Source organism: Alkalihalobacillus trypoxylicola, from assembly GCF_001590785.1.
Lineage (GTDB): Bacteria > Bacillota > Bacilli > Bacillales > Bacillaceae_D > Alkalihalobacillus > Alkalihalobacillus trypoxylicola.
This window is the reverse complement of record NZ_LTAO01000039.1, coordinates 113,469-136,422: the sequence shown is the minus strand read 5'-3', so window position 1 is coordinate 136,422 and position 22,954 is coordinate 113,469. Positions and strand designations below refer to the sequence as shown.

Here is a 22,954-nt window from a genome sequence, read left to right as displayed (position 1 = left end):
CAATCTTACAGGATTAAGGACCATCTAAAAAAGGACGATAGTTGAAATTGTACATTCTTACGTAATCAAAAATGTACATACAAACCTTGACGTTTACAAGTTATTAATAGAAGACGGTTTTCGTTAATATTTTTGCTTTGTCATAAAAAAGAGTATATATATTTTTTTATTGTATGATTAAAGTATTAGAAACTTTTAATATGAGGTGAATTTGAATTGTATTATAAAGAATATGGAGAAGAACATTCTGCACTGATGGTATTTGTGCATGGTGGTGGGGTAAGTGGTTGGATGTGGGATAAGCAAATTGAACACTTTTGTTCGAAATTTCACTGCTTAGTTCCAGATCTGCCTGAACACGGACGAAGTAAAAAAGGACTACAATTCACGATTAATGATGTTGCTGATGAAATCAATAAACTTATTGAAGAAAAAGGCAAAGGAAAACGTGTTATCGTAATAGGCTTCTCATTAGGTGCTCAAGTATTGATTGCTATGCTCAGTAAGAAGCCGCATCTGATCGATTTCGCTATGGTTAACAGTGCTTTGGTGAAGCAAATTCCTTTTGCTAATGCACTAATTAAATCAATGATGTTTGCATTTCCGCTTGTAAGATTTAGAGCATTTTCCAACATCCAAGCAAAATCAATGTACATAGATAAAGATTACCAAGTCACTTATTTTCAAGAGAGTGGTCAAATGAACAAGGATGCGTTCGTAAGGATTATGAATGAAAACATGTCATTTAAGATACCTAGTAGTTTTGAGAGCTCTACTAGCAAAATATTAGTGACCGTAGGAGAGAAAGAGAGGAAAATCATGAGGGACTCAATGAACGAAATTATGGAGAGCAATCCTAACTGTAAAGGTCGTATATTCACTAAAATGGGTCATGGTGTTTCTTTAGCCAACCCTAAACTATTTAACACAACAATAGAAGAGTGGATTGAAAATGAGACAAGTGATTAAAAATAAATATTGAAAACTTATCTATTTTATCATCGTATACAGTCTTTTCTTAATGGAGATATCTGTTTTTTTTAAAACTCGTAATACTATTCGATTTCTGGCACATACCTAAGCATTAGTGACCATCATAGAAACATTAATCTAAAGCTTGAGACACTTATTAAAATGGAATAATAGACAAGGAGGAATCTAGTTGGAGTTCACCTTGTCTATTATATTCATATAAGTTGAAGCGATAAAAACGGATTAAGAACGTCACTGAAACTTTTAGTTTAAAGATACGTAGAATAAAGAGAAGAAACAACTCAGGTCTAAATATTTGGATATATTTATAGTGATGAATGACTAGTAGCGAGAGGTTAGAGACAGGATAAATTGGATTTGTACATTTATATACTAAGGAGGTGTACCCATGGAAAGCGAAAGAGTGGAGAATCTTCAAAATATCGTTGAAGAAATGAGAAGCAAAGTTGATAAGAAAACGGCTGTAAAATTTGATATAGAAAGCTTTAAGAAAATAGTTCAGAGGCTGAGTTCCTTTGCGCCAGAATGTGAGGAATGTCGCCGGCATTTTGTTGACTTAGAAGAGCATATCTTACAAATGAAAGAAAAAGGAAGTCAACTCTCAGAACAAGATAGTAAAGATTATCGACTAAAAATCAATCATTTAACGTCTCATTTAACAAAGAAACATAAGCTCATAACAAAAGGTTATTATATGAGCATTTATATGTCTATTGGTATGAGTCTTGGTTTATTATTTGGCATTTCCGTAATGGATAATATTGCATTAGGATTACCAATTGGAATGAGCATTGGTTTAGCCATCGGTATTTCTTTAGATACCGATGCCGAGAAAAAGGGGATGGTTTTATAAAGAGAATGATTTAGGTAGGGGCAAATTGAAACGAGCTCCCTTCCTGGATGAGGTCACTTAGAATGTTGAAAGTGGCCATTATCAAAAAGGGAGATTTATGAACCGTTAAAAAATTTCCTCTTCTAACATTACTTGCCTGTTTCAGTAAATTGTTTAATTCTTTCACCAATCTCGTTTCTTACTCGTTGGAAAATTAACCATTTTTCTTCTTCGGTTCCTTCTGCTTTTGCGGGGTCATCAAATCCCCAGTGGTCACGTTTAACATTAGCCGAAGTCATGGGGCACTTATCAGCTGCATCACCGCATAAAGTTACCACAAAATCAGCGTTATTTAGAATATTAGAATCGATGATATCAGATGTTTGGTTACTTATATCAATACCAACTTCTTTCATCGCTTTAACAGCATGAGGATTTAACCCATGAGCTTCAATCCCTGCACTATATACATTCCATTCATCAGCTAAATGGTGCTTTGCCCAGCCTTCAGCCATTTGACTACGGCAAGAGTTTCCTGTACATAAAAAGTAGAGCGTTTTTTTAGACATCTATAAAATCTCCTTTAATATATTAATAATAGCCATAAGTATAATCCAAACAAGGTTATAAATAATACCGGTATTGTAATGATTATTCCTGTTTTAAAATAGGTTCCCCAAGAGATTTTAACTCCTTTTTTGGATAAGACGTGTAGCCATAATAATGTAGCTAGTGACCCAATAGGTGTTATCTTCGGACCTAAGTCAGCTCCGATAACATTTGCATAGATGAGAGCTTCTTTCGTCAATCCTGTTGTTCCAGTTTCAGCAATTGCTATAGCGTTAATTAATACGGTCGGCATGTTATTCATAACAGAAGAGAGTAAAGCGGCAATGAAACCCATTCCCATCGTAGCAGCAAATAATCCGTTATCAGCAACAACTAGAATAACCTCTGCCAATACGTCAGTTAATCCTACATTTCTTAACCCATAAACTACAACGTACATCCCAACTGAGAAGAAGACGATATTCCAGGGTGCTCCTTTTAAGATTGCATTCGTTTCAACCGCAGAGCTTTGTCTTGAGATGATTAAGAAAATAAGAGCAATCACCCCAGCTACTAAAGAAACGGGAATATGAACAAATTCGCTGACCATATACCCAACACCTAAAAGACCTAATACAAACCATGAAATACGAAACATTTTTTTATCTTTAATAGCAAGAACAGGTTCTTTGAGCTGAGAATAATCATACCTTTTTGGAATCCTTTTTCTAAAATAAAGTAGGAGTACCATAATACTTGAAGCTAATGCAAAAAAGTTAGGTACAATCATTCTAGTTGCATACTCAATAAATCCAATACCAAAGAAATCAGCCGACACAATATTGACTAGGTTACTCACGATGAGTGGAAGGGAAGTTGTATCGGCAATGAATCCACTTGCCATTATAAAAGGGAAAATCATCTTTTCATTAAGGTTTAACGAACGAACCATTGCTAAGACAATAGGTGTTAAAATAAGCGCAGCTCCATCATTAGCGAAAAAGGCAGCTACTACAGAACCGAGCATACAAATATAGATGAACATCACAATTGCATTTCCCTTTGCTACTCTTGCCATATGTAGAGCAGACCATTCAAAAAAGCCTATTTCATCTAATATTAAAGAAATAATGATAACGGCGATAAAGGTTAGTGTTGCATTCCAAACCATACCTGTAACATCTATAACATCATTGAGACTAACGACACCTAGTAAAAGTGCTAGTAAAGCACCTCCACAAGCAGACCAACCTATATTTAAGTTTTTAGGCTGCCAAATCACAAATACTAATGTCACGATGAAAATGAGTGAAGCTAAAATCACTGATGTCATTCTTATTCCCCCTTAACATTGAGCAAGCCCTTCTTTATCTATGGCTTGTTTGAATCGTTCATCTCCATTGTCACTACGTTTTAAAAGTTCCTCGATGATTGAATAAAAAGGGGAGGTTTGATTGATAGAGAAATAACGCCATTGTTCTCTTTTTTCTTCTAACACAAGCCCTGAATCTTTTAGCCTGCGTAAATGTTGACTTACCGCTGGTTGACTAATGCCAAGCATTTCAACGAATTCACAGACACAATAAGTTCTTCTTTCTAAAAGTTTAATGATTAAAAATCTTGTAGGATCACTAACAACCTTTAAGTATGAAGACAACTCTACTAAACTAAGTTTTTTATTCAAAATGATCACCTCTCCAAAGGAGATTATATAAGTAGTATTTTATATAAGTCAATATTTATATGCATAGATACTTATATAAAATCCAAATAGAGTAGATTAAATTAGTTTATACAACATGATGAATCTTTTTCTTCAATGTCCTCTTTTGTATAAAAATACTCCCATTCATTTCCGTCTGGGTCTGTTATCCAAAATTTATCTTGAACCGCATAGCAGCAAGTCGTATCCATTTCTTCTCTTGCGAAAAAGCCTTGTTTTTCAAGACGTTCTTTATGTTGTAAGACTATTTCTTTTGAATCAACTTGGACACCTAAGTGATTAATTTGATTGCCTTTAACTTCTTCTACTTTTGTTAAAGTTAAATTTAAATGAGGGTTGGTCATTAAAAATTTAACATAGCCTTGCTTTTCTTTAACGGGTTCTATGCTAAAAAGTTTTCTGTAGAAATCCTTGCTTTCTTCCATATTTTTTACATTTAAGCCGATGTGGACATTAATCATACAAATCTCTCCTTAATCAATTTTTTTTGATATATAATTTATAAATTAAAACCGTTATTTAGACGGTTTTAAGATACAGCAAAGTTGTTCAGATAATAGGTTATCTACGTGACCTTCATTGACGCTATAATAACTCCACGTTCCTCTTGTTTCTTTTTGAAGTATGTTTGCATCTGTCATTATTTTTAAATGGTAAGAAAGTTTTGACTGTGGCATTTTTAATTCTTCAATTAAATCACACACACACATTTCGCCTCTAATACTTAATAAATTAAGCAAGTGTAACCTTTTGGTATCTGCCAATGCTTTAAACTGCTTTTCAAAAGTATTCAATTCTTCTGAGGAAAGTTTGTTAACTTTAGGAAGAGAGCCATTCATAAGGCTACACCTCATTCATCTAATTTTTTTGATTAATAGTATTGTATCATTAGATTTTTATTAAATCAAATATTTTTGATTAATAGTCCATCTATTTTAGTTTTTAAATGAGTCCATTTCATCATTCATATCTTATAATGAAATGGAACGATTAGGTTTTGATTTTCACTTTCGGTAGATGCTTTCCCAAGGGATTGTCTTCAGCTAACTCTAACTACGCAAAGCTTCGTCAGAGTGGATCTTCACACGGCGCTGCTCCTTTGGGAGTCACTACCTACTGTTACAATCAACGATTGAATTCGCAAACATTAAGGACGCTGGTCGGTTTTATTCATTTATAAAGTAATTATGAAATTGACTCAAATTAGGAAATAAATCCTTTTAAGGAGGGTAATACAAGATGTCAGATTGGTTTATTTTTATTACTATTTTAGCATTAGGTTCAATTGCTTCATTATTTTCTGGCAAACGAACAAAGTACCAAGTTATCATTTGGGGATTAGTAATAATCATTTTCCTCACAGTGTATTTCTTTTTTTAATATATATAGGAGCTTTTTAATAAAAGTAGAGATTGGTAACTTTACTGGAGGTTAAATTCTATCTAAAACTAAACCAAGTTAAACGCCAAAAAGTGAACTGCTACAACTAATATAAAAGAAGCGACACCTGTAATTCTTAGCGGATGCGAGAATTTGTATGTATTAAAAGGTGTTACTCTATGGAAAATTTCAAAAAATAGTACAGTACCTATCCCTATTAGTATGATCCCCACAAAAAATGAGTTATTCATTGAATTAACCATATTAACAGTGTGAGTAATAAAAAGTATCCACAAATAGGCTAAAAACGCATTCAATACGATAGATAAGCTATATTCCTTTACTGTCAAAGTAACCACCGCCTTTTTTCATTATTTTACCATAAATAACAAAATTAAAATGGAAAAAGAAAAGCGAATTTTAAAAATGATAAAGTAGGACATGGATTTCCTAAACTAAAAGGTGTCATCTAAAAAGGTAACGACTAATTAATCATGTGCTTCTTTTTAACTAATGGAGGTAGGTTATTAATAAAAGGTAACATAAAATCATTATACTTTACGACTATTGTTGTAGACTGAATACATTTTTTGATTGAGGTGGTTAAAGAAAATCGCAATTATAATATTCTTATATATACAACTTTAGAGAAACTAAAAAAATTAGAAAAACAAATTCATTAGGAAAGGAATGAAAAGACGAAATGAGTAATAGTAAAACAAACTATATCTGTCAAACTTGTGGCGTTCAGCATGACGAATCCATAAATGAACCTAGTAAATGTTCTATTTGTGAAGAAGAAAGACAATACGTCAATGTTAAAGGACAAGAGTGGACAACATTATCTAAGTTAATAAGCAGTGGTATTTATAAAAATGTGTTTAAAGATGAAGAAAATAACTTATTAAGTATAAAAACAGAGCCTAATTTTGGTATCGGTCAAACTGCTTATTTAGTAAAAGATAATCATTTCAATCTACTATGGGATTGCATTACATTTTTAGATAAGGACACAATTCAAACTATAAAAAAGGAAGGAGGAATAGCAGCGATAGCATTATCCCATCCGCATTATTATTCAAGTCAAGTCGAATGGGCAGAAACCTTTGATTGTCCTATTTATATTCATGAGGATGATAGAGAGTGGGTTACTAGGTCGAGTGAGAAGATACGTTATTGGTCTGGTGAATCATTACAGTTAACAAACAATTTAGTTCTTCAAAGGATAGGTGGCCACTTTAAAGGTGGTACTATATTAGAGTGGAAAAAGGGTGCCGACGGGAAAGGTTTATTATTGACTGGTGATATTATAAGGGTTGTTTCTGATCGAAATTGGGTAAGCCTTATGTACAGTTATCCCAATTTAATACCTCTCCCCATTAAAACGGTTAAAAGAATAAATAAAAGAACAAACGAACTACAATATGATTGTTTATATGATGCATTCAATTGAGTAATAAAAAATGACGCTAAAAATCGAGTGAATCTATCAATAACTAGATATTTATCAGCTATAGAAGGGACTTGGTTTAAGACATAACATATAGTAGGTTCATCATTGTTAATACACTTTGAATAAAGTTAATGAGAAGTTACATGTTTAATTAATAACTATACAATGGCACTAAAGGGGCTTTACCAAAATAGGGTAAGTCCCTTTTTTATGAAGAAATAGGATTCGTTTATTGCGGACAACCACACTTTAACATAGTAAATTTTTTCAATTTCTTTTTTTAAAAAAATTGAAAATCCAAATCTGACTGCACTTTCTTGGGTTTAAAACAATAGAAAAAACTGAGCTCTCGCCTACAAAGTCATCGTTCTTTTTATTTATACGCCCTGACAGGTTCCATTCAATTATTGAAACCATGCCCTACATAACCTGCTAATCCCCTCACGAATTTGTTCCTCTGTTAAACCGCCAAAGCCTAGTAAAATCATTGGGGATTCTGTGTTTGTCTCATTCATCCAATACGTTGAAGTAGCATATACCTTAACATCATTTTCCCTAGCACTATGTATTAATTCCGCTTCACTCATTTGGTTATCGATTTTTAATAAAATATGTAATCCAGAATGGCTACCAATCATTTGAACACGGCTCCCAAACATCCTCTTAATACTTGAAACTAGAGCTGAGTGCTTGTTTTGGTAGGTCTTTCTCATTTTTCGGATGTGTCTATCCCAATGTCCATTCTCCATAAATAGTTGCAGTGTTTTTTGATGGAGTTTAGAGCAAGTGGGTTCGTAGGAAGGAAATGTGTCTTTGAATTGTGAGAGCAATAATGGAGGCAATACCATATAACTCATACGTAAAGCAGGAGAAAGAGATTTAGAAAAGGTACCTAAATAAATCACTTTCCCTGTGGAGTCTAACCCTTGTAAAGAGGGAATGGGTTTACCGATATATCTAAATTCACCGTCATAGTCGTCCTCCACTATGTAGCCATTGAATGCTTCCGCCCAGTGTAATAATTGAATTCGCTTAGAGTAAGGCATAATCATGCCCATAGGAAATTGGTGTGAGGGTGTAACATAAACAATCTTTGCATCGGTATTTTTCAAAGGCTCTATCCCAATTCCATTTTCATCAAGTTCAATAGGATGGAGATTAAAACCTAGGTTTTTAAAAACCATTTTTGCTCCATCGTATCCAGGCTCCTCTATTGCTACATTTCGATGATCCATACCAATTAATTGACATAATAAACTAAGCAATGATTGAGTACCAGCGCCTACAATTATTTGATTAGGTGAGCAATGAACTCCCCTGGAATGGTAGAGGTATTTGGCTATCTGTACCCTTAATTCCGGTTCGCCTTGAGGGTCTCCATATAAAAACGTACTATTATTTTCAGCTATTATGCTTTCATTAGAAAGCCTTCGCCAGATAGAATAAGGAAAATCGTCTAAATCAATTTTTCCTTGTCTAAAATCATAAGTGAATGTTTTGTCCTCGTTTTTTGATACTTCTGCAAATAGTGGTTGATTCGATTGCTTTTGAGGAATTAAATCAGCATCAAACGCTGCTACATAAAAACCAACTCTTTCTTTATTTTCTACATAACCTTCTGCAATTAATTGCTGATAAGTCACTTCTACGGTATTTTTGCTTATGTTTAAATGGGAAGCGAGCTGTCGAATGGAAGGTAGCTTCACCCCAGCCTCTAACTGTCCATTTTGTATTTCTGTTTTAATAAAGGTATAAAGCTGCATATATAAAGGATCTTTAGATGATTGATTAAGCCAGAATGTGAAATCCATATGATTGCTCCTTAAACTGTCCCTGTAAAAATGATGAAATCTGTCACTTTTAACAAGTACAAACTTTTCGTATTATTTTATCATAAAACATAAAGGAGAGATTAAGTGATGAGCTCATTTAAAATTAGAAAAGCAAAAGTAGAGGATATTCCAGCATTGAAAAATTTAATGGAACAATATATTGTTGATTTTTATAAACAGCCTAAACCTAATGAGGACTCGCTATTACAATTAATTGAAGAGCTAATACATGATCAAAGGATGGGTTTACAGTTTGTAGTAGAGGAAAATGATGAGTTATTAGGATTTTCCACATTATATTTTACTTTCAGTACACTTAGTGTGAAAAGACAGGCTTGTTTAAATGATTTATTTGTCGTTCCTAAGGCAAGAGGTAAAAAAATCGGTGAGCAACTATTCCAAACAAATTTAGCATACATACGAGAGCATGATTTTTCTTCTATGATATGGGAAACAGCAAAGGATAATCTCGTTGCTCAATCACTTTATAATAAAATGGGAGGGCAATTATCTGAATGGTTAGTATATGAAATCCGTTAATGTTACTAAAATCAAATCTTAATCATGTAAGTAAATAACAGAACTTTCTAAATGTTTTTGTTTAGAAAGTTCTGTTTTTATGTTAATTTAGGAAGTAATCACATAGCTATGGAGGGAGTATGGAAACAAAACAGTCCATTTTTAAACAGACAAATTTCCTAAAGTTATGGCTATCTCAATCTTTTAATTCTTTAGCTCAAATATTAATACAGGTTATTGTAATGGTAGAGGTGTATCAAAGGACAGAAAGTGCAACTGGGCCTGCACTAGTGCTGGCAACGATGTCTTTAACGCTTTTTGTTAGCTCGATTTTAGCTTCTTATTATATAGAACGGTTTCCTTTGAAGAGAATATTACATGCTTCAGGGTGGTTAAAGGGAGTAAGTGCTATATCGGTAGGGTATTTTTTGTATCTGGATTCTTCTGTTGGTTTTATTTTAATGTTTGTAAGTCTTGTAGGTTTGTCGTTTTTAAATGCTTGGTATTCTCCTGCTAGATTTGCCTTTTTACCTTTAGTCGTTACTAAAAATGAGTATATAAAAGCAAATGGAACTTTAGTGATGATAGACCAATTATTAGCAACCGCGGGCTGGGCGTTAGGAGCTGTTTTAAGTCTATATATTCCTCTTCAAATTTTAATTGGGATGATGGCTTTGTTGTTTATTTCAAGTGGTATTCTTATTCAAACGATTCGTTTAAGTAGTATTCAGAAAGCTACACCAAAAGTAAAGCTAACAACACCAGCATGGAAAGAGCTCTGGAATATTAAAGTAGTACGAGGTATTACAATTATGGATTCAATTGAAGCCATTGCAAATGCTATTTGGACATCAGCATTAATTCTTGCATTTACAAAAGTCGTTCTAGGTGTAGGAGAGCAATGGTGGGGCTTTATAAATGCTGCTTATTTTGTAGGAGCTATTTTAGGAAGCTTATTGGTTACATTTAAGGCGGATCGGTTCTCATCTAGAATAGGTGTTATGATAGGTTGTAGTGGTCTATCGATGGGGATATTAACCATCCTATTTGCTCTTAATACCAATCCTGTTATGGCATTAATACTTTGTGTTTTGATGGGGCCGATGTATCAAGCAAGGGATATTTGTCAGGTTGCTTTATTACAAGACGCAATCCCAGAACAACGCAGAGCTAGTATTATGGCTGCTAGAAGCTCGTTTTTAACTCCTTTATCAGGGGTGATGGTTTTAGTCATAGGGGTTACAGCCGATTTAATAGGTGTACAATTTGTATATTTACTGGCAGGAGCTGCTTATTTTATCGTTTCCTTATTGGCATTTAAATGGAATGAATTGAGAGAATATAAGCTTAATAGTCCAGATACCATTTGATAATACGAAACTAAATTTTGAGAAAAAGGAACTCGATGATTTGACAGAAAAATTCTATCTCTTTTGTATAAAATTAATCGATTTTATCGTTTTCCTTTTTCTTCCTAAATACCATTCAATTTCGAAAGGAGCTACTATGAAGGACTTTATTTCTAGTTTTCTTATGATAACAAGCTGGTTATTAGCTGCGTGTAGTATTTATTTGTTTGTTTTATTAACGATAAGTACTCTATATGCGGTCATTCCTTTTGTTGTAACTTCAGTAACAGGAATTCTTTTCTATAAGTTCTCTAAATATCTCGATTTCAAAAGTTAGTTTCAATCAGATTAGTTTTTATAGTAGGAAGATAAAAGATTTGTCTTTTATTTAATCCTCTTTAAATCTCTTGAATATGTGTATGCTTAAAATTGTCAGGGTATTTTAAACCGTATCCAAAGAAACGATCTATAAAGATATGTGCAAGCCAGATGATAGATAGCAAAAGTAAGGTATCTACTTTAAAAAAAATAGCGAAAAGTAGAAATATTAAAGGTAAAATAAGGCTATGTCCTAGGTTATAAATGCTCGCTCCTATTTTATGATTCCATGCGTATCCGATCATTGTCACATCAGGAACTAATAGAAGGACAAAAAATAACCATATTGGAAAATCTAACTGTACATAAATATAAAATGAAAATAAAAAGGCAATTCCATTTTCGATTCGAACGATCAGTTGATTATTCATTAAATTCCTCCGATTGAATGTTATGAAAGAACCCCAACATTAGTTCCTCGATAACTTCTTTGTTTTGTTCGTATTTTCCTTCGTTGATTAAAGCTTTAATTCGTTCTATAACTTCCAATGCTTTTTGGTAAAAATGAATTTTTTCTTCTAGTTTGGACATTTTTTTATCTAATAACGAAACAGTAGAAACGTTGCATGTTGTTGATATAGGTTGGTCTCTTAACATAAGAACCTGTTGTATCTCTTTAATAGTAAAACCCATTTGCTTCAATACAATAATGAATTGCAACTGTTTTTCACAGGTTTCATCGTATTCACGGTAACTATTATTCAGTCTTTTTGGAGTCAATAGATTTTCCTTTTCATAGTAACGAACTGTATCTGGCTTCATATGATACTTTGCAGCAAATTCTTTGATTTTCAATGTGTGATCCCTCCCAAATTAAATGTAACATTGGAGCAAACTCCAAGGTCAATAGGAAATGATAAATTAAAAAGATTAATACCCGTGTTTTGCGCATGAGATAGCGCTTAGAAGCCGTTCAATTGCTTGCAAGTATCATTTTTTAAAATAAAGCTTAGTCATATCTATAAAGTCTCTGAGGTGATTCGAAATCCATTTATTTTTATGATAAGCCATTTGGGTAGTAAGGACAGGCATATTGTAATGGAAAGGTAATTCGACTAAATGTCCATTTTTGAGCTCCTGATCGACAACCATTTCTGGTAATAGAGCTATTCCAAGGTTGGCCATAACACATCTCTTGATGGCTTCTAAGCTAATAAATTCTAAAGTTGTTTTCGGATGAACTTGATGGGTAAGCAGTGCATTTTCGAATATGTTTCTATACGAGCAGCCCTTTTCTGTATATAAAATCGTTTCTGTTGTTAAATCATTTGGAGAGATTTGGCTAAGATGGCTAAATCGATGTACAGGAGAACTGACTAGAAGAAGTCTCTCTTCAAGTAAAGGTGTTGATAGTAGAGTGGGATGTTCTCTTTGCGTATCCAAAATAAACGCTAAATCAATCTCTCCCTCTATTAAACTTTTAGTAGCCTCCTCATCTGAATGGGCAGATTTAAAAATTAAATCAATTGTAGGATATTTTAATTTATAATCTCTTAATAAATGGGGCAATCGATAAGTACATTGACTTTCCTGAGCACCAATAACGAGTGTTCCTTCATCTTGTGCAGTTAACATTGAGGTTCGAGCTTCTTCTTCTAAGGAAACAAGCTTGTGAGCATAAGTCTTTAATCTTTCTCCTGATTGGGTCAATATCATTTTTTTTCCTAATCGTTCGAATAATTTCAAATCGAGCTCACTTTCTAATCTCTTTATTTGGGCTGTTACACTAGACTGAGCATATTGAAGTCTCGTAGCTGTTTTCGTGAAATTTAATGTTTCGCATGTATCTAAGAAGGTTTTTAAGTGTTTAATATCCAAAATAATTCTCCTTCCATCCATCGGAAAAATCGATTGTTAGAATCGAAATAATCATCTTTTGTGATGTTAAATAGTAGTGTAACCTTTAAGTACATTTACTTCAATCCACTGGGAGGGGTTTACGATGAAAAATTTATTACTTATTAATGGGCATGACGAATACGAAAGAGCGCAAGGAGGATTAAATAAACGATTAAGTAACGAAATAAAGAAGGTAGTGAGTGATGAGTTTACGATTATGACTTCAGATGTAATAAGTGGCTATGAGGTATCAGAAGAAATCAACAAATTTAAAAAAGCAGATGTGGTTATGATACAAGCGCCTATCTATTGGTTTAGTTTACCGGGTATTTTAAAAAAGTATATCGATGATGTGTTTATTCCAGATGTCTTTTTTGGTAAAGCAAAAAGTTTTGGCAAAGGAGGGCTATTTAAAAATAAAAAATATATGCTATCTATTACCTGGGGAGCTCAATCATCGGTTTTCAACAATGAAAGGAACACATTTCTAGAAGGGCTTAGTGAGGAACAGGTTTTGTTTCCCGTTCACAAGACATTTGAATATTGTGGTTTTCAGCAACTCCCTACCTTTTCCGTCTACTCGTCCATGAGGTTAGAAACAGTGAGTCCTAGTTTAGAGAGACTACAAAAGCATTTACAGTCTCATGTTCTTGCAAATCGATCATTTATTGGTTAACTACGGGAGTTTATTTAAATATGGAAAATAAAAAAAGAATTAGGAGGTGAAATCATTATTCGATCACACCTCCTATTCTAAACCATTAAGCTTACTACTTTTCTCGTTACTAACTACTAATCTTTTTTAAAACGATACCCTACGCCCCAAACGGTTTCAATTCCGTCATACTCCATTCCATTAATCGATAACTTATCACGTATTTTTTTGATATGCACAGTTACGGTAGTATGATCACTAGCAGCATCCATACCCCAAATTCGTTCATAGAGATGAATTTTGGTAAATACTTGACCAGGGTGAAGAGCTAAAAAGGCGAGTAAATCAAACTCTTTTGCCCTAAATGCAACATTAATTCCATCCAATTCAATCTTTCTAGAGCTATGGTTAATGGATAAACGACCAATAATGGTTTGTTCGTTTGATGGCTCATTTAATGAAACGAGACGATCATATCTTGCCAAATGAGCTTTTACTCTAGCTACTAATTGGTTAGGGTTGAATGGTTTAAAAATATAATCATCAGCTCCCAAACCAAGACCACGAATTAAATCAATCTCTTCTACTCTGGCTGTAACCATCAGTATGGGTACCTCTTTATGGGCACGAATTTTTTTGCAGACTGTAAATCCATCCATTCCTGGTAGCATAACATCTAAAACAATAAGGTCAAAGTAATCGACTAAGGCACGCTCTAATCCCGCATCTCCTGTATGTTCAGTTTCCACTTCAAAGCCGTTGATTTCAAGATAATCCTTCTGCAATTCAGAAATACTCTTCTCATCTTCAACGATTAAAATACGCTTCATTTTATTACTCCTTACTCTCCATAACACGGTTATCCTTTGCTGCGGTTAAAGGTATCGTAAAGTAAATCGTTGTTCCTTTATCCATCTTACTTTCTACTCCTAGTGACCCTTGGTGAGCGTCAATGATCTGTTTGACAATCGCTAGACCAATTCCGCTCCCTCCTTGGTCAGAGCCTCGTGAAGCCTCTGCACGGTAAAAACGATCAAAAATGAAAGGTAAATCCTGTTGGTGAATTCCTTGACCATTATCTGATACGGATATGGTAACAGCTTCATTTTTAATACTCGAAGATAAGGTTATTTCTTTATTTTCTTTGTTCATGAACTTTATACTGTTGGCTATAAGATTAGAAAATACCTTGTATAACTGGTTTCGATCGGCATGAATAAGCGTGTTAGGATTAATTTGCAGGTCTTTTTGAAAAGTAATGTCTTCATATTGATCTTGGAAGCTGTCTGCAATGTCTATCATATAATCATAGACGTTTACGTGATCAAAATGAAAGGGAATGCTATTTAAATCAAGCTTAGAAAAGAGCAATAGTTCATCCACAAGCTGATCCATTTCGGAGGCCTTTACATGAATGACCTGTACATACTTTTCCAGCTTATTTTGATCTTTAGCAACACCATCGATAATGCCTTGAACATGGCCCTTAATAGAAGTAATCGGTGTTTTTAAATCATGAGATATATTATTAATAAGCTCTTTACGATTTACTTCATATTTATTCTGGATTTCAATTGACTTTTTTAATTGAAGCCTCATTTCTTCAAAAGCCCTTGCTAAATCTCCTATTTCATCTCTACGAACAATATCAGTTTGCTTCTCTAAATTTCCTTTGGCAATTTCACCTGCTGAGACATGAAGCTTTTTTAAAGGCTGAATCAGGTGCTTTGAAATGACATAGGTTATTAAGGCATTTGTTAGTAAAAAGGCTACAATAAAACCAGCAACGACAATAGGAATCATATTGGTCAAAAATGAGTCTACAGGCTCTACATCGATGGCGAAGTACAATGAGCCTTCACTCTCATCATCAAAGTAAAAGTCCGTTCCAGTAAACAACCAAGATTGATCGCCTTCACCAAGATGTCCTTGGTGATTCATAGATTGCTGATTAGAGGCTAAACGATGGGCTGGAAGTTGATTTAATATTGCTGAAACCTCAGGGGGGGATGACCCTACAATATGACCATCTCTGCGAACGATAATCTTTACTTGTCGGTGCTCCAACACAGCTTCATATTGTTCAATCAATGATTTCTTTAATAATTCATTAGGCTCCGTTAACGCTATTTGTTTTAATTCATTTATAGCGGCAAGCTCATCATAAAAAAATGCTTCTACCGCTCCATCTTCCACTTGGTAAAAATCTCTCATTTCCTCAATGTTATTTAAAAATAAATGAAAAAGGAGATGAAGGAAAATAATGAATAACCCTATTGGAATAATAGTCATAAGAACATAAGAGATAATAAGCTTTAAACGAATGGACATATGATAATCTCCTATCTTTTTCTTGCTTCTCCATTATAAGCTAAATTTTAAGAGTAATGGCTTTTAATTCATAAAACGATCTTTAGCTGGTGACGGCTTTAACTTTTGTCGTCTAAAGGGGAGCCACCAATTCCAAGCTCCTAAAAGCTTCATCGTTGCTGGAACTAAAAACAAGCGGACCACAGTCGCGTCTAATGCAATAGCAAGCGCCATACCAAATCCTAATTGCTGCATAGGAAGGACCCCAGCAAATGCAAACGAACCAAAAACAGCAATCATAATTAGGGCTGCTCCAGAAATCATCGGGGCCGTTTTTTCTAAACCTAAAGCAACACTTTCTTCATTGGAGATTCCTTTCTCGTATTCTTCTTGAACGCGGCTTAATAAAAACACCTCATAATCAGTGCTTAGACTAAATAAGAGTCCGAGTAGTAAAATGGGGATAAAGCTTTGAATAAAGCCAAATTCACCGAAACCAAACAAATTCGAACCAAAACCCCATTGAAATACGGCAACGAGTACGCCATAGGTTGCACCAAGAGAAAGAATGTTCATGACTATCGCTTTGAGTGGTAAAATTAGGCTTTTGAAAGTAATCATTAGGACAATAAAGAGTAAAGTCAGAGTGAGAACTAGAACCACGGGTAAACTATCATTTAATGATTGACTGGTATCCATTCCTTCAGCCGTTTCACCACCTACCGATACAGTCCAGTACTCATCTATAGTGAAATTTTCCCGAATTTCTTGCACGATTGCTCGACTTTCTTCACTAGAGGAATGATTATTAGAAATAACATCAAATATAACCACTTGATGATTTTCACTTAAATTTCTGTTTAGCATCATCCATTCATCATTCGTTAGCAATTCTTGATTTTCATCAAGAAGATAGTGAATATCTTCAGAGCTCATTTCCGGGAAAAAGGAAAACAGTGATTGGACTGCTTCAACATTTGCAATCCCCTGTAAGCCTTCTTCAAGTCGTTGTAAATTTGAAATCATTTCTGGACTTGTTAAATTCTCATTTTCAGTAGAAACGACAACTTGGATAGGAGCAGAATAACCTACACCAAATCCATCCTCTAAATAACGCATACCACTTCGAACCTGTGTATCTTCAGGAAGCATACGTGAATCGGGGGTAGAAACCTCCAGCTCAAAGGCAGGCCAGGCAAGAACCGTTAAAAAGAGTACAGATCCTACAAAGTATAGAATAGGTCGCTTCATCACTCGGTGTGCAAGCCGATACCATCTACCCTGTTGAGTAGGTACGTTTTTTATCGACATAAAAGGGATTCTCAGTGAATTAATCTTCTCACCGAAAACCGCTAGAACAGCAGGCAGTAATGTAAGACTTGTTAGCATTAAAAAGGTGACAACGATGATTACCCCTAAAGCAATTGAACGGACAGCTGCAATATCAACGATTAAAATAGCAGACATCGAGCCTATAATCGTTAAAGCTGAGAATAATATAGCGTGACCTGCTGTTGCCATTGTTTCTACAACAGCATGATAATGATTGCTTACTGTGTCTAATTGTTCTCGAAATCGTTTAATGAAAATAAGGGCAAAATCAATTCCTACACCGATTCCTAGCATAAGGGCAGCATCGAGTACAAAGATGGATAATTCAAATATTTGAGCAATAAAATAAAGAACACCAAGTGAGGCGACGATAGAAAACCCTGATAGCAACAAAGGTGTTAACGAAGACATAACCGAGCGGAACACAAGCAATAAAACAAGAATAATAATTGGTAAAGCATACAAATGTGCTTTTTCAAGACCAGATTGGCTTAATTGGTTCATCTCACCCCAAAAAGCGGGTGCTCCTAAAATGGTTGCATCAAAATCATTAGATAGTGAGTCCGTTAATCGCTTTTGTATATCAGGCAAAATCTTTTGAGCGAAGCCCTCGTCCACATTCATTTCTATAAAGCCAATACTTGTATGAAGGTGGTCAGAAATAAAATAATCCTTTAAACCTTCCTCTGCGTCTAACCATGTGTATACACTATCAATCTCTGATTCTGCTGATAAAGTTGAAGTTAATTGAGCGAGAGCTTCTCTATAAGGTGGTGAATCTACTTCATATTTTTCATGACTGATGACAAATGATAAAGATGTGGCATCTCTTGATTCAAATTCTTCCGAAACCAGCTCATATGCTTGATTAGAACCTGAACCGGGAACCCCCCATCCACCTCCTGTTAAATAGTCACCAACCTGAGTGGCATAATATCCTCCCAAACCAAAAATGACGAGCCAGACAGCGATAAAAGCCCATCGATATTTAATACTCCATTTTCCTAAAGTCTTTAAAGTACGTTCCATGCTATAAAATCCTCCTCATTGAAACTAAATTTAATGTATGAATTCAGTCTAATAAGAAATTCTAATGAATCTGTGAACTAATTCTTATCTTTTTATTAACTTAATCAATTTCATCATTCACACCTTTTAATGAAAACGGAACGATTAGGTTTTGATTTTCACTTTCTGTAGATGCTTTCCCAAGGGCTTGTCTTCAGCTAACTCTTACTACGCAGAGCTTCGTCAGAGTGGATCTTCAGACGGCGCTGCTCCTTTGGGAGTCACTACCTTCCGTTTCAATCAAGAAGTTAAATAACAAACATTCAATAAATTTTTATAATGAAAACGGAACGATTTGGTTTTTGATTTTCACTTTCTGTAGATGCTTTCCCAAGGGCTTGTCTTCAGCTAACTCCGACTACGCAGAGCTTCGTCAGAGTGGATCTTCAGACTGCGCTGCTCCTTTGGGAGTCACTACCTTCCGTTTCAATCAAGAAGTGAATTCGCAAACATTAAACATTTTTTTAATAAATGTTCGGTTTTATTCACTTGTAGAGCAATGATGAAATTCACTTAACTAAAGTGAAATTTAAAATCCTTTATCTAATTGGAAAGAAGATGCCATAAAATTTGCAAAATGGTCTTTTTTAATATAGAGTGAACGTTATATCTAAAAGGAGTGATTGCATATGAGTAAAAAAAGAGAGATTCTGCTTGAGCAGTCAGAGCGATTATTCGATCGCCATGGCTTTCATACTGTAGGTTTAAAGCAAATTATTAAAGAATCTGGTGTTGCACTTATGACTTTATATAATCACTTCCATTCTAAAGAGGACTTAATAATAGAAGTACTAAAGCGAAGAGAGACAAGGTACTTAAATCAATTAAATTCTTCAGTTAAAAAAACGAACTCTACAGATTTAGTTTTGGCATTAGCGGAAGCACATATGGATTGGATCCGTTCCTATAATTCTTACGGTTGCATGTTTTTAAGAGCAAAAGAAGAATATTCCTTAAATCAAGAGGCTAACAGTGAAATTGTTGGGTTTGCTGAAAAGCACAAAAATGACTTAGTAAGCTTTTTCTTAGAAAAGGGTTTAAACAAAAGCGAAGCGATTCGAGTAGTTTTGTTATTTGAAGGTGCTACTGCTTTATCAGAGGTTTTCGATGTTGAAACGGTAGCAAATGAAATGAAGTATTCGGTTAAAAAATTATTTTCATTATGAAGAGCTTTTTTTAAATAAAAATAGAATGATCGTTCTATCTAAATTTAATTTGAGGTGAAATGAGATGTGGAAAATTGTATTTCCTGGATTGGCAATGATTGCGGTCACTTATTCTCTCGCTCGTTTGAGTTTTGGGCTATTTTTACCTGACATAGCTAATTCCTTAAATTTATCAGAGGGCGAAAGTGGATTGATTGGTTCTTCAGCTTATGTGTCGTATTCTTTTGCACTATTCTTTTCAGCGAAGTTGATAAGAAAGCTAGGACAGCATAATGTTCTAATAATTGCTGGTCTAACGGCTGTTATCGGCCTTTTAGGAATTGCAACGGCACACGCCTTTTCGTATCTAGTGATCAGTATGATAGTAGCTGGAATAGGGAGTGGTTTAGCGTCACCAGCATTAAGTCAAATATCAAAGGATACTATTCCTAAAAATAAATTAGATCAGGCTAACACATGGATAAATAGTGGAACTAGCTTTGGTCTGATTTTAACTGGTCCAATTGTATTACTTTTTTCTGAGTATTGGCGTTTATCCTACTTTCTATTTGTTTTACTTGCTATCGTCGTGTTGATATGGAATTATTACTCCATTCCATCAATGAATGTACACAAAAAAAATAAAGTTGAACATCATACAGAGTGGGTTTCCGCTATGATCAAAGCAAAAAACCTTCTATTAGCATCATTGATAATCGGAATAAGCTCATCAATTTATTGGACATTTTCAAGAAGTTATTTAGTCATGGAGTATAGAATATCTACAAATGAAAGTGTGATTTTTTGGATTGTGATGGGTTTAGCAGGAATAGTAGGAGGAGTTGCAGGTGGGATTATTCATAAAGGAGGATTGTCCTGGTCCTACCGAGTTTTATTATTCATTTTACTAATCTCAATGGTGCTTCTTACCTTTCCTAAAGGCTTCGCCATCTATCTCTCAGCTGTTACATTTGGAAGCTCTTATATATTTTTAACGGGCTTATTCATAGTATGGTCTATAAGACTGTTTAAAGATTTACCTGCTTTAGGGGTAAGCTTATCATTTCTAGCATTAGGATTAGGTCAATCAGTTGGATCTTTTTTTGCAGGAAAGATGATTGAAGTGACTAATTATCCCATTAGTTTTACTTTGTTTGCTGCTATAGGGTTATTAGGGTTATTTATACCAATCGAAGAATAGTAAAGGGAAAAGAGAGATGACACTATTATTGCTTCTAGCTCAATCTTGCTCGGCTACGACACAATATTGATGCAGATAAAAAAGGATCTATTAAGTAACCTTAGAGAAGGAGGTTACTTGTTATGTATGTTCACTTAGTAAAAAATAATAGAAATGCTAGATACTATTTATTAGCTACAAGCATTTCAAGCTTAGGAAATGTTATGACCGGAATGGCTTTATTATTTATGGCATACGAGTTAACAGGATCGAATTTGTACACGACGGGAGTCGCTATTTCTCAAGTGTTGCCATACTTATTATTTGGATTAGTAGGAGGTGTGATAGCGGATTGGATTCCAAAATTGCGCTGGATGATTATTTTTGATTTATTACGCTTTCCATTACTATTGATACTCGTATGTTTATATCAGTTTGAGCTTTTAGTTTATTCTCACCTAATCATTATAAGTGCTTGTATTCAGCTAATAGGCTGTTTTTATAATCCAGCTCATAGAGCTCTCATCCCTTTCATTACGAATGAACAGGAACGAGTCATAATGAATAGCTTGCTCGATACGGTGACAAGAGGTATTACCGTGTTAGGTCCGATTTTCAGTGTAGTATTCATTCAGACAATTGGAGTCATCCACTTTTTTTCAATGGATGCATTAACCTTTTTGTTCAGTGCTTTACTGTTAACACGATTATCTTTAAAAGAAGAAACGAAACAAAAGCAAAAAAGAAGCTTGAAGGGTATCTTTATCGCTATTTTTGAATTTTTAAAATGGAGCTATTCGCACGGAGTTATTCGCCCACTGTTATGTATCACAGCCATTATCGTATTTTTCCATACCTGGGTATGGCAGGTAGGGTTACTTCTTTTACTCAACCAAAACACTAGTAATGGTGAGGAATGGTATAGTTTTTCGTTAGGAGTGTTTGGGTTTGTTGTGATTTTAGTGAATATTCTCATCCCTTTTATCGCAAAACAAATGACCATACGAATTTATATAATAGGTTCCATGATTTGGGGGTTAGGGATATTAGTAATAGGAGTATTACCGGAGGTTCCTTTTGTACTAGTTGGGATTGTTGTAGCTGCTATGGGACTGCCCGTTTCTGGTTTAGCACGAATTTTCTTATTACAAAAATATGTTCCAGAAGCCATGCTAGGAAGAGGTTTTAGTGTAAATGCGGTCATTCTTTATTTTTCAAATATACTATCACTAGCTTTATTTGGTTTTCTATCTAGCTATTTGACTATTGAAACGTTATTTGTAGTTTGTGGCAGTGCTATGGTCATTTTCTGTATGCTTTATTTATTCAATGAATTTCGGAAAAAGGTAGGTGTCATTCCGTAAACCTTTTTAAAGAAGCGATTATAAATAGAAATAGATGAAAAGCCACATGCTAAAGCGATCATTAGTATCGTTTGGTTACTATATTTGAGCATTTCAAGACTGCGTTGTATGCGGAAAAGCTGTAGCCATGAATAAGGTGAAATACCGATCATCTCTTTAAATAAATGTGAGAAATGATATTTATCCATCTCTGCTAGGTTTGCCATATCATCTAAATTCCAATTGGAAGAATAGCTTTCTTTTAAAGCTTGTATCACTTTGTACAGCTGAGGATAATGAGTCTGGTGATGGTCAGTAAAAATGTCATGGTTATGAGAATGAATACTCATCTTCATAAGAAGTACGGTAAGCTGAGTAAAGCTATTATCTAAAAAAAACGCTAATGAAGGATCATCTTCACCTTCTACCATTTTAATATAATCGGTAATGAAGGCTACCCAATTTGTTACAGGTGTGATTTGCATAGGTGTTTGAGCAAAATGCAGGTCCAGGTCATTTTGCTGAGTGTATGGCTGCAAGTATTGAGGGTTTAATTCAATAACAAATTTTGGCCCCTCTACATATAATTGCTTATGATTGTAGTTAGGATTTAATAATAACAATTGGTTTTGTTGTAGCTCTATGTCTTGGTTTGGTAATTGATATTTCGTTGAACCACCTATAGAGAAAATCAGCTTATAGCAATCATCAGAGCGTTTGACACTCTCTTGCTCAAATATCGTTTTGTATAAAATTAACCCTTGGTTAGTAGAGTATAATAGATTGCTCATCAGAAAAGTCCTTTTTTATGAAATAGTATAACATTGGTAAAAAGAACAGTGCTAGCTTCGTGGCAACAAATTTATTCAGCATAAAGGGAATATTTTCTAATTATTACCATTATTAGGTTCGCCTTTCGGAGGTTTGCTAAATAACGCAGCTAAAATGACAAATATAAAGGCTGAAATAAAGCCGACTAAACCATATCCTAGAACAATAGAAAGAAATACTAGAGATAATCCTGCTAAAAGAAAGGATAGCTTCATTAAGAAAGATCTCATTCTCATTCGGAAC

At 34.4% G+C, this 22,954-nt stretch carries 24 protein-coding genes and 1 pseudogene; 11 read left to right on the top strand and 14 right to left on the bottom strand.

The features are described from left to right. Positions 1-216 precede the first annotated feature (216 nt). Together AZF04_RS19795 and AZF04_RS21705 are read left to right on the top strand one after the other, a co-directional pair. Entirely contained in the window at positions 217-969 is a 753-nt protein-coding gene (locus AZF04_RS19795) for an alpha/beta fold hydrolase (protein WP_061950280.1), read from the top strand. Positions 970-1,381: 412 nt separating this feature from the next. Then, on the top strand, positions 1,382-1,846 hold the full coding sequence (locus tag AZF04_RS21705) for a hypothetical protein (protein ID WP_061950279.1): 465 nt from the start codon (positions 1,382-1,384) through the stop codon (positions 1,844-1,846). Between the two features lie 128 nt (positions 1,847-1,974). Here the strand turns inward: AZF04_RS21705 and arsC are convergent, their stop codons facing one another. From arsC to AZF04_RS19765, 5 genes are all read right to left on the bottom strand, one after another. Further along, the gene (arsC, locus tag AZF04_RS19785) at positions 1,975-2,394 is read right to left on the bottom strand and encodes an arsenate reductase (thioredoxin) (RefSeq protein ID WP_061950278.1); all 420 of its coding nucleotides are present in this window, start codon (positions 2,392-2,394) and stop codon (positions 1,975-1,977) included. Positions 2,395-2,408: 14 nt separating this feature from the next. Further along, entirely contained in the window at positions 2,409-3,707 is a 1,299-nt protein-coding gene (locus AZF04_RS19780) for an arsenic transporter (protein WP_061950277.1), read from the bottom strand. 12 nt (positions 3,708-3,719) lie between these two features. Beyond that, entirely contained in the window at positions 3,720-4,058 is a 339-nt protein-coding gene (locus tag AZF04_RS19775) for an ArsR/SmtB family transcription factor (protein ID WP_161485282.1), read from the bottom strand. 101 nt (positions 4,059-4,159) lie between these two features. Further along, entirely contained in the window at positions 4,160-4,558 is a 399-nt protein-coding gene (locus AZF04_RS19770) for an ArsI/CadI family heavy metal resistance metalloenzyme (protein ID WP_061950275.1), read from the bottom strand. A gap of 54 nt (positions 4,559-4,612) precedes the next feature. Continuing rightward, on the bottom strand, positions 4,613-4,936 hold the full coding sequence (locus tag AZF04_RS19765; protein ID WP_061950274.1) for an ArsR/SmtB family transcription factor: 324 nt from the start codon (positions 4,934-4,936) through the stop codon (positions 4,613-4,615). A gap of 400 nt (positions 4,937-5,336) precedes the next feature. On the opposite strand from AZF04_RS19765, the gene AZF04_RS21340 reads away from it, so the two are divergent. Both AZF04_RS21340 and AZF04_RS19755 read left to right on the top strand, forming a co-directional pair. Then, positions 5,337-5,477 carry a hypothetical protein gene (locus AZF04_RS21340; RefSeq protein ID WP_156479549.1) on the top strand — a complete coding sequence of 47 codons (141 nt, stop codon included), beginning with the start codon at positions 5,337-5,339 and terminating at the stop codon, positions 5,475-5,477. 703 nt (positions 5,478-6,180) lie between these two features. Then, positions 6,181-7,017 (top strand): annotated as a pseudogene (locus tag AZF04_RS19755) (MBL fold metallo-hydrolase). Between the two features lie 317 nt (positions 7,018-7,334). Here AZF04_RS19755 and pdxR read toward each other — a convergent pair. Further along, complete coding sequence (pdxR, locus tag AZF04_RS19750; protein ID WP_061950272.1) at positions 7,335-8,741, bottom strand: MocR-like pyridoxine biosynthesis transcription factor PdxR; 1,407 nt, start codon at positions 8,739-8,741, stop codon at positions 7,335-7,337. Positions 8,742-8,849: 108 nt separating this feature from the next. On the opposite strand from pdxR, the gene AZF04_RS19745 reads away from it, so the two are divergent. From AZF04_RS19745 to AZF04_RS21060, 3 genes are all read left to right on the top strand, one after another. Further along, positions 8,850-9,302, top strand: coding sequence for a GNAT family N-acetyltransferase (locus AZF04_RS19745; RefSeq protein ID WP_061950271.1), 453 nt, complete (start codon positions 8,850-8,852; stop codon positions 9,300-9,302). 119 nt (positions 9,303-9,421) lie between these two features. Beyond that, positions 9,422-10,651: an MFS transporter gene (locus AZF04_RS19740; RefSeq protein ID WP_061950270.1), complete on the top strand. Its 1,230-nt coding sequence runs from the start codon at positions 9,422-9,424 to the stop codon at positions 10,649-10,651. 136 nt (positions 10,652-10,787) lie between these two features. Beyond that, positions 10,788-10,967 (top strand): hypothetical protein, encoded by a 180-nt coding sequence (locus AZF04_RS21060; protein WP_153017310.1) that lies wholly within the window; start codon positions 10,788-10,790, stop codon positions 10,965-10,967. 61 nt (positions 10,968-11,028) lie between these two features. Here the strand turns inward: AZF04_RS21060 and AZF04_RS19735 are convergent, their stop codons facing one another. The 3 genes from AZF04_RS19735 to AZF04_RS19725 form a co-directional block, all read right to left on the bottom strand. Beyond that, positions 11,029-11,379, bottom strand: coding sequence for a DUF4260 domain-containing protein (locus tag AZF04_RS19735; protein ID WP_061950269.1), 351 nt, complete (start codon positions 11,377-11,379; stop codon positions 11,029-11,031). Beyond that, a complete protein-coding gene (locus tag AZF04_RS19730; protein WP_061950268.1) occupies positions 11,372-11,803 on the bottom strand; it encodes a MerR family transcriptional regulator in 432 nt (143 codons plus the stop codon). The genes AZF04_RS19735 and AZF04_RS19730 overlap by 8 nt, the downstream gene beginning before the upstream one ends. 135 nt (positions 11,804-11,938) lie before the next feature. Next, positions 11,939-12,826 carry a LysR family transcriptional regulator gene (locus AZF04_RS19725; RefSeq protein ID WP_061950267.1) on the bottom strand — a complete coding sequence of 296 codons (888 nt, stop codon included), beginning with the start codon at positions 12,824-12,826 and terminating at the stop codon, positions 11,939-11,941. A gap of 124 nt (positions 12,827-12,950) precedes the next feature. Between AZF04_RS19725 and AZF04_RS19720 the strand changes: the two genes are divergently transcribed. Then, entirely contained in the window at positions 12,951-13,523 is a 573-nt protein-coding gene (locus AZF04_RS19720) for an NAD(P)H-dependent oxidoreductase (RefSeq protein ID WP_061950266.1), read from the top strand. A gap of 116 nt (positions 13,524-13,639) precedes the next feature. On the opposite strand, the gene AZF04_RS19715 is transcribed toward AZF04_RS19720, so the two are convergent. The 3 genes from AZF04_RS19715 to AZF04_RS19705 form a co-directional block, all read right to left on the bottom strand. Beyond that, the gene (locus AZF04_RS19715; protein ID WP_061950265.1) at positions 13,640-14,332 is read right to left on the bottom strand and encodes a response regulator transcription factor; all 693 of its coding nucleotides are present in this window, start codon (positions 14,330-14,332) and stop codon (positions 13,640-13,642) included. Positions 14,333-14,336: 4 nt separating this feature from the next. After that, entirely contained in the window at positions 14,337-15,833 is a 1,497-nt protein-coding gene (locus AZF04_RS19710; RefSeq protein WP_061950264.1) for a sensor histidine kinase, read from the bottom strand. A gap of 63 nt (positions 15,834-15,896) precedes the next feature. Beyond that, on the bottom strand, positions 15,897-18,173 hold the full coding sequence (locus tag AZF04_RS19705; RefSeq protein WP_061950263.1) for an MMPL family transporter: 2,277 nt from the start codon (positions 18,171-18,173) through the stop codon (positions 15,897-15,899). 668 nt (positions 18,174-18,841) lie between these two features. On the opposite strand from AZF04_RS19705, the gene AZF04_RS19700 reads away from it, so the two are divergent. From AZF04_RS19700 to AZF04_RS19690, 3 genes are all read left to right on the top strand, one after another. Further along, on the top strand, positions 18,842-19,378 hold the full coding sequence (locus tag AZF04_RS19700; protein ID WP_061950262.1) for a TetR/AcrR family transcriptional regulator: 537 nt from the start codon (positions 18,842-18,844) through the stop codon (positions 19,376-19,378). 64 nt (positions 19,379-19,442) lie between these two features. Then, positions 19,443-20,558, top strand: a complete 1,116-nt coding sequence (locus tag AZF04_RS19695) for an MFS transporter (RefSeq protein ID WP_061950261.1) — start codon at positions 19,443-19,445, stop codon at positions 20,556-20,558. Positions 20,559-20,680: 122 nt separating this feature from the next. Next, positions 20,681-21,901 carry an MFS transporter gene (locus AZF04_RS19690; RefSeq protein ID WP_061950260.1) on the top strand — a complete coding sequence of 407 codons (1,221 nt, stop codon included), beginning with the start codon at positions 20,681-20,683 and terminating at the stop codon, positions 21,899-21,901. Here AZF04_RS19690 and AZF04_RS20850 read toward each other — a convergent pair. Next, positions 21,856-22,671 carry a helix-turn-helix transcriptional regulator gene (locus tag AZF04_RS20850; protein ID WP_061950259.1) on the bottom strand — a complete coding sequence of 272 codons (816 nt, stop codon included), beginning with the start codon at positions 22,669-22,671 and terminating at the stop codon, positions 21,856-21,858. The two genes, AZF04_RS19690 and AZF04_RS20850, sit on opposite strands and share 46 nt — an antisense overlap. Positions 22,672-22,767: 96 nt before the next feature. Next, positions 22,768-22,947, bottom strand: a complete 180-nt coding sequence (locus AZF04_RS19680; RefSeq protein WP_061950258.1) for a hypothetical protein — start codon at positions 22,945-22,947, stop codon at positions 22,768-22,770. Positions 22,948-22,954 lie beyond the last annotated feature (7 nt).

Bases quoted from the DNA above. Each gene is read 5' to 3' on its own strand.
- AZF04_RS21705 (WP_061950279.1), top strand. From the start codon at position 1,382: ATGGAAAGCGAAAGAGTGGAGAATCTTCAAAATATCGTTGAAGAAATG.
- arsC (WP_061950278.1), bottom strand. From the start codon at position 2,394: ATGTCTAAAAAAACGCTCTACTTTTTATGTACAGGAAACTCTTGCCGT.
- AZF04_RS19780 (WP_061950277.1), bottom strand. From the start codon at position 3,707: ATGACATCAGTGATTTTAGCTTCACTCATTTTCATCGTGACATTAGTA.
- AZF04_RS19770 (WP_061950275.1), bottom strand. From the start codon at position 4,558: ATGATTAATGTCCACATCGGCTTAAATGTAAAAAATATGGAAGAAAGC.
- AZF04_RS19765 (WP_061950274.1), bottom strand. From the start codon at position 4,936: ATGAATGGCTCTCTTCCTAAAGTTAACAAACTTTCCTCAGAAGAATTG.
- AZF04_RS21340 (WP_156479549.1), top strand. From the start codon at position 5,337: ATGTCAGATTGGTTTATTTTTATTACTATTTTAGCATTAGGTTCAATT.
- pdxR (WP_061950272.1), bottom strand. From the start codon at position 8,741: ATGGATTTCACATTCTGGCTTAATCAATCATCTAAAGATCCTTTATAT.
- AZF04_RS19745 (WP_061950271.1), top strand. From the start codon at position 8,850: ATGAGCTCATTTAAAATTAGAAAAGCAAAAGTAGAGGATATTCCAGCA.
- AZF04_RS19740 (WP_061950270.1), top strand. From the start codon at position 9,422: ATGGAAACAAAACAGTCCATTTTTAAACAGACAAATTTCCTAAAGTTA.
- AZF04_RS21060 (WP_153017310.1), top strand. From the start codon at position 10,788: ATGAAGGACTTTATTTCTAGTTTTCTTATGATAACAAGCTGGTTATTA.
- AZF04_RS19735 (WP_061950269.1), bottom strand. From the start codon at position 11,379: ATGAATAATCAACTGATCGTTCGAATCGAAAATGGAATTGCCTTTTTA.
- AZF04_RS19720 (WP_061950266.1), top strand. From the start codon at position 12,951: ATGAAAAATTTATTACTTATTAATGGGCATGACGAATACGAAAGAGCG.
- AZF04_RS19715 (WP_061950265.1), bottom strand. From the start codon at position 14,332: ATGAAGCGTATTTTAATCGTTGAAGATGAGAAGAGTATTTCTGAATTG.
- AZF04_RS19710 (WP_061950264.1), bottom strand. From the start codon at position 15,833: ATGTCCATTCGTTTAAAGCTTATTATCTCTTATGTTCTTATGACTATT.
- AZF04_RS19705 (WP_061950263.1), bottom strand. From the start codon at position 18,173: ATGGAACGTACTTTAAAGACTTTAGGAAAATGGAGTATTAAATATCGA.
- AZF04_RS19700 (WP_061950262.1), top strand. From the start codon at position 18,842: ATGAGTAAAAAAAGAGAGATTCTGCTTGAGCAGTCAGAGCGATTATTC.
- AZF04_RS19695 (WP_061950261.1), top strand. From the start codon at position 19,443: ATGTGGAAAATTGTATTTCCTGGATTGGCAATGATTGCGGTCACTTAT.
- AZF04_RS19690 (WP_061950260.1), top strand. From the start codon at position 20,681: ATGTATGTTCACTTAGTAAAAAATAATAGAAATGCTAGATACTATTTA.
- AZF04_RS20850 (WP_061950259.1), bottom strand. From the start codon at position 22,671: ATGAGCAATCTATTATACTCTACTAACCAAGGGTTAATTTTATACAAA.
- AZF04_RS19680 (WP_061950258.1), bottom strand. From the start codon at position 22,947: ATGAGAATGAGATCTTTCTTAATGAAGCTATCCTTTCTTTTAGCAGGA.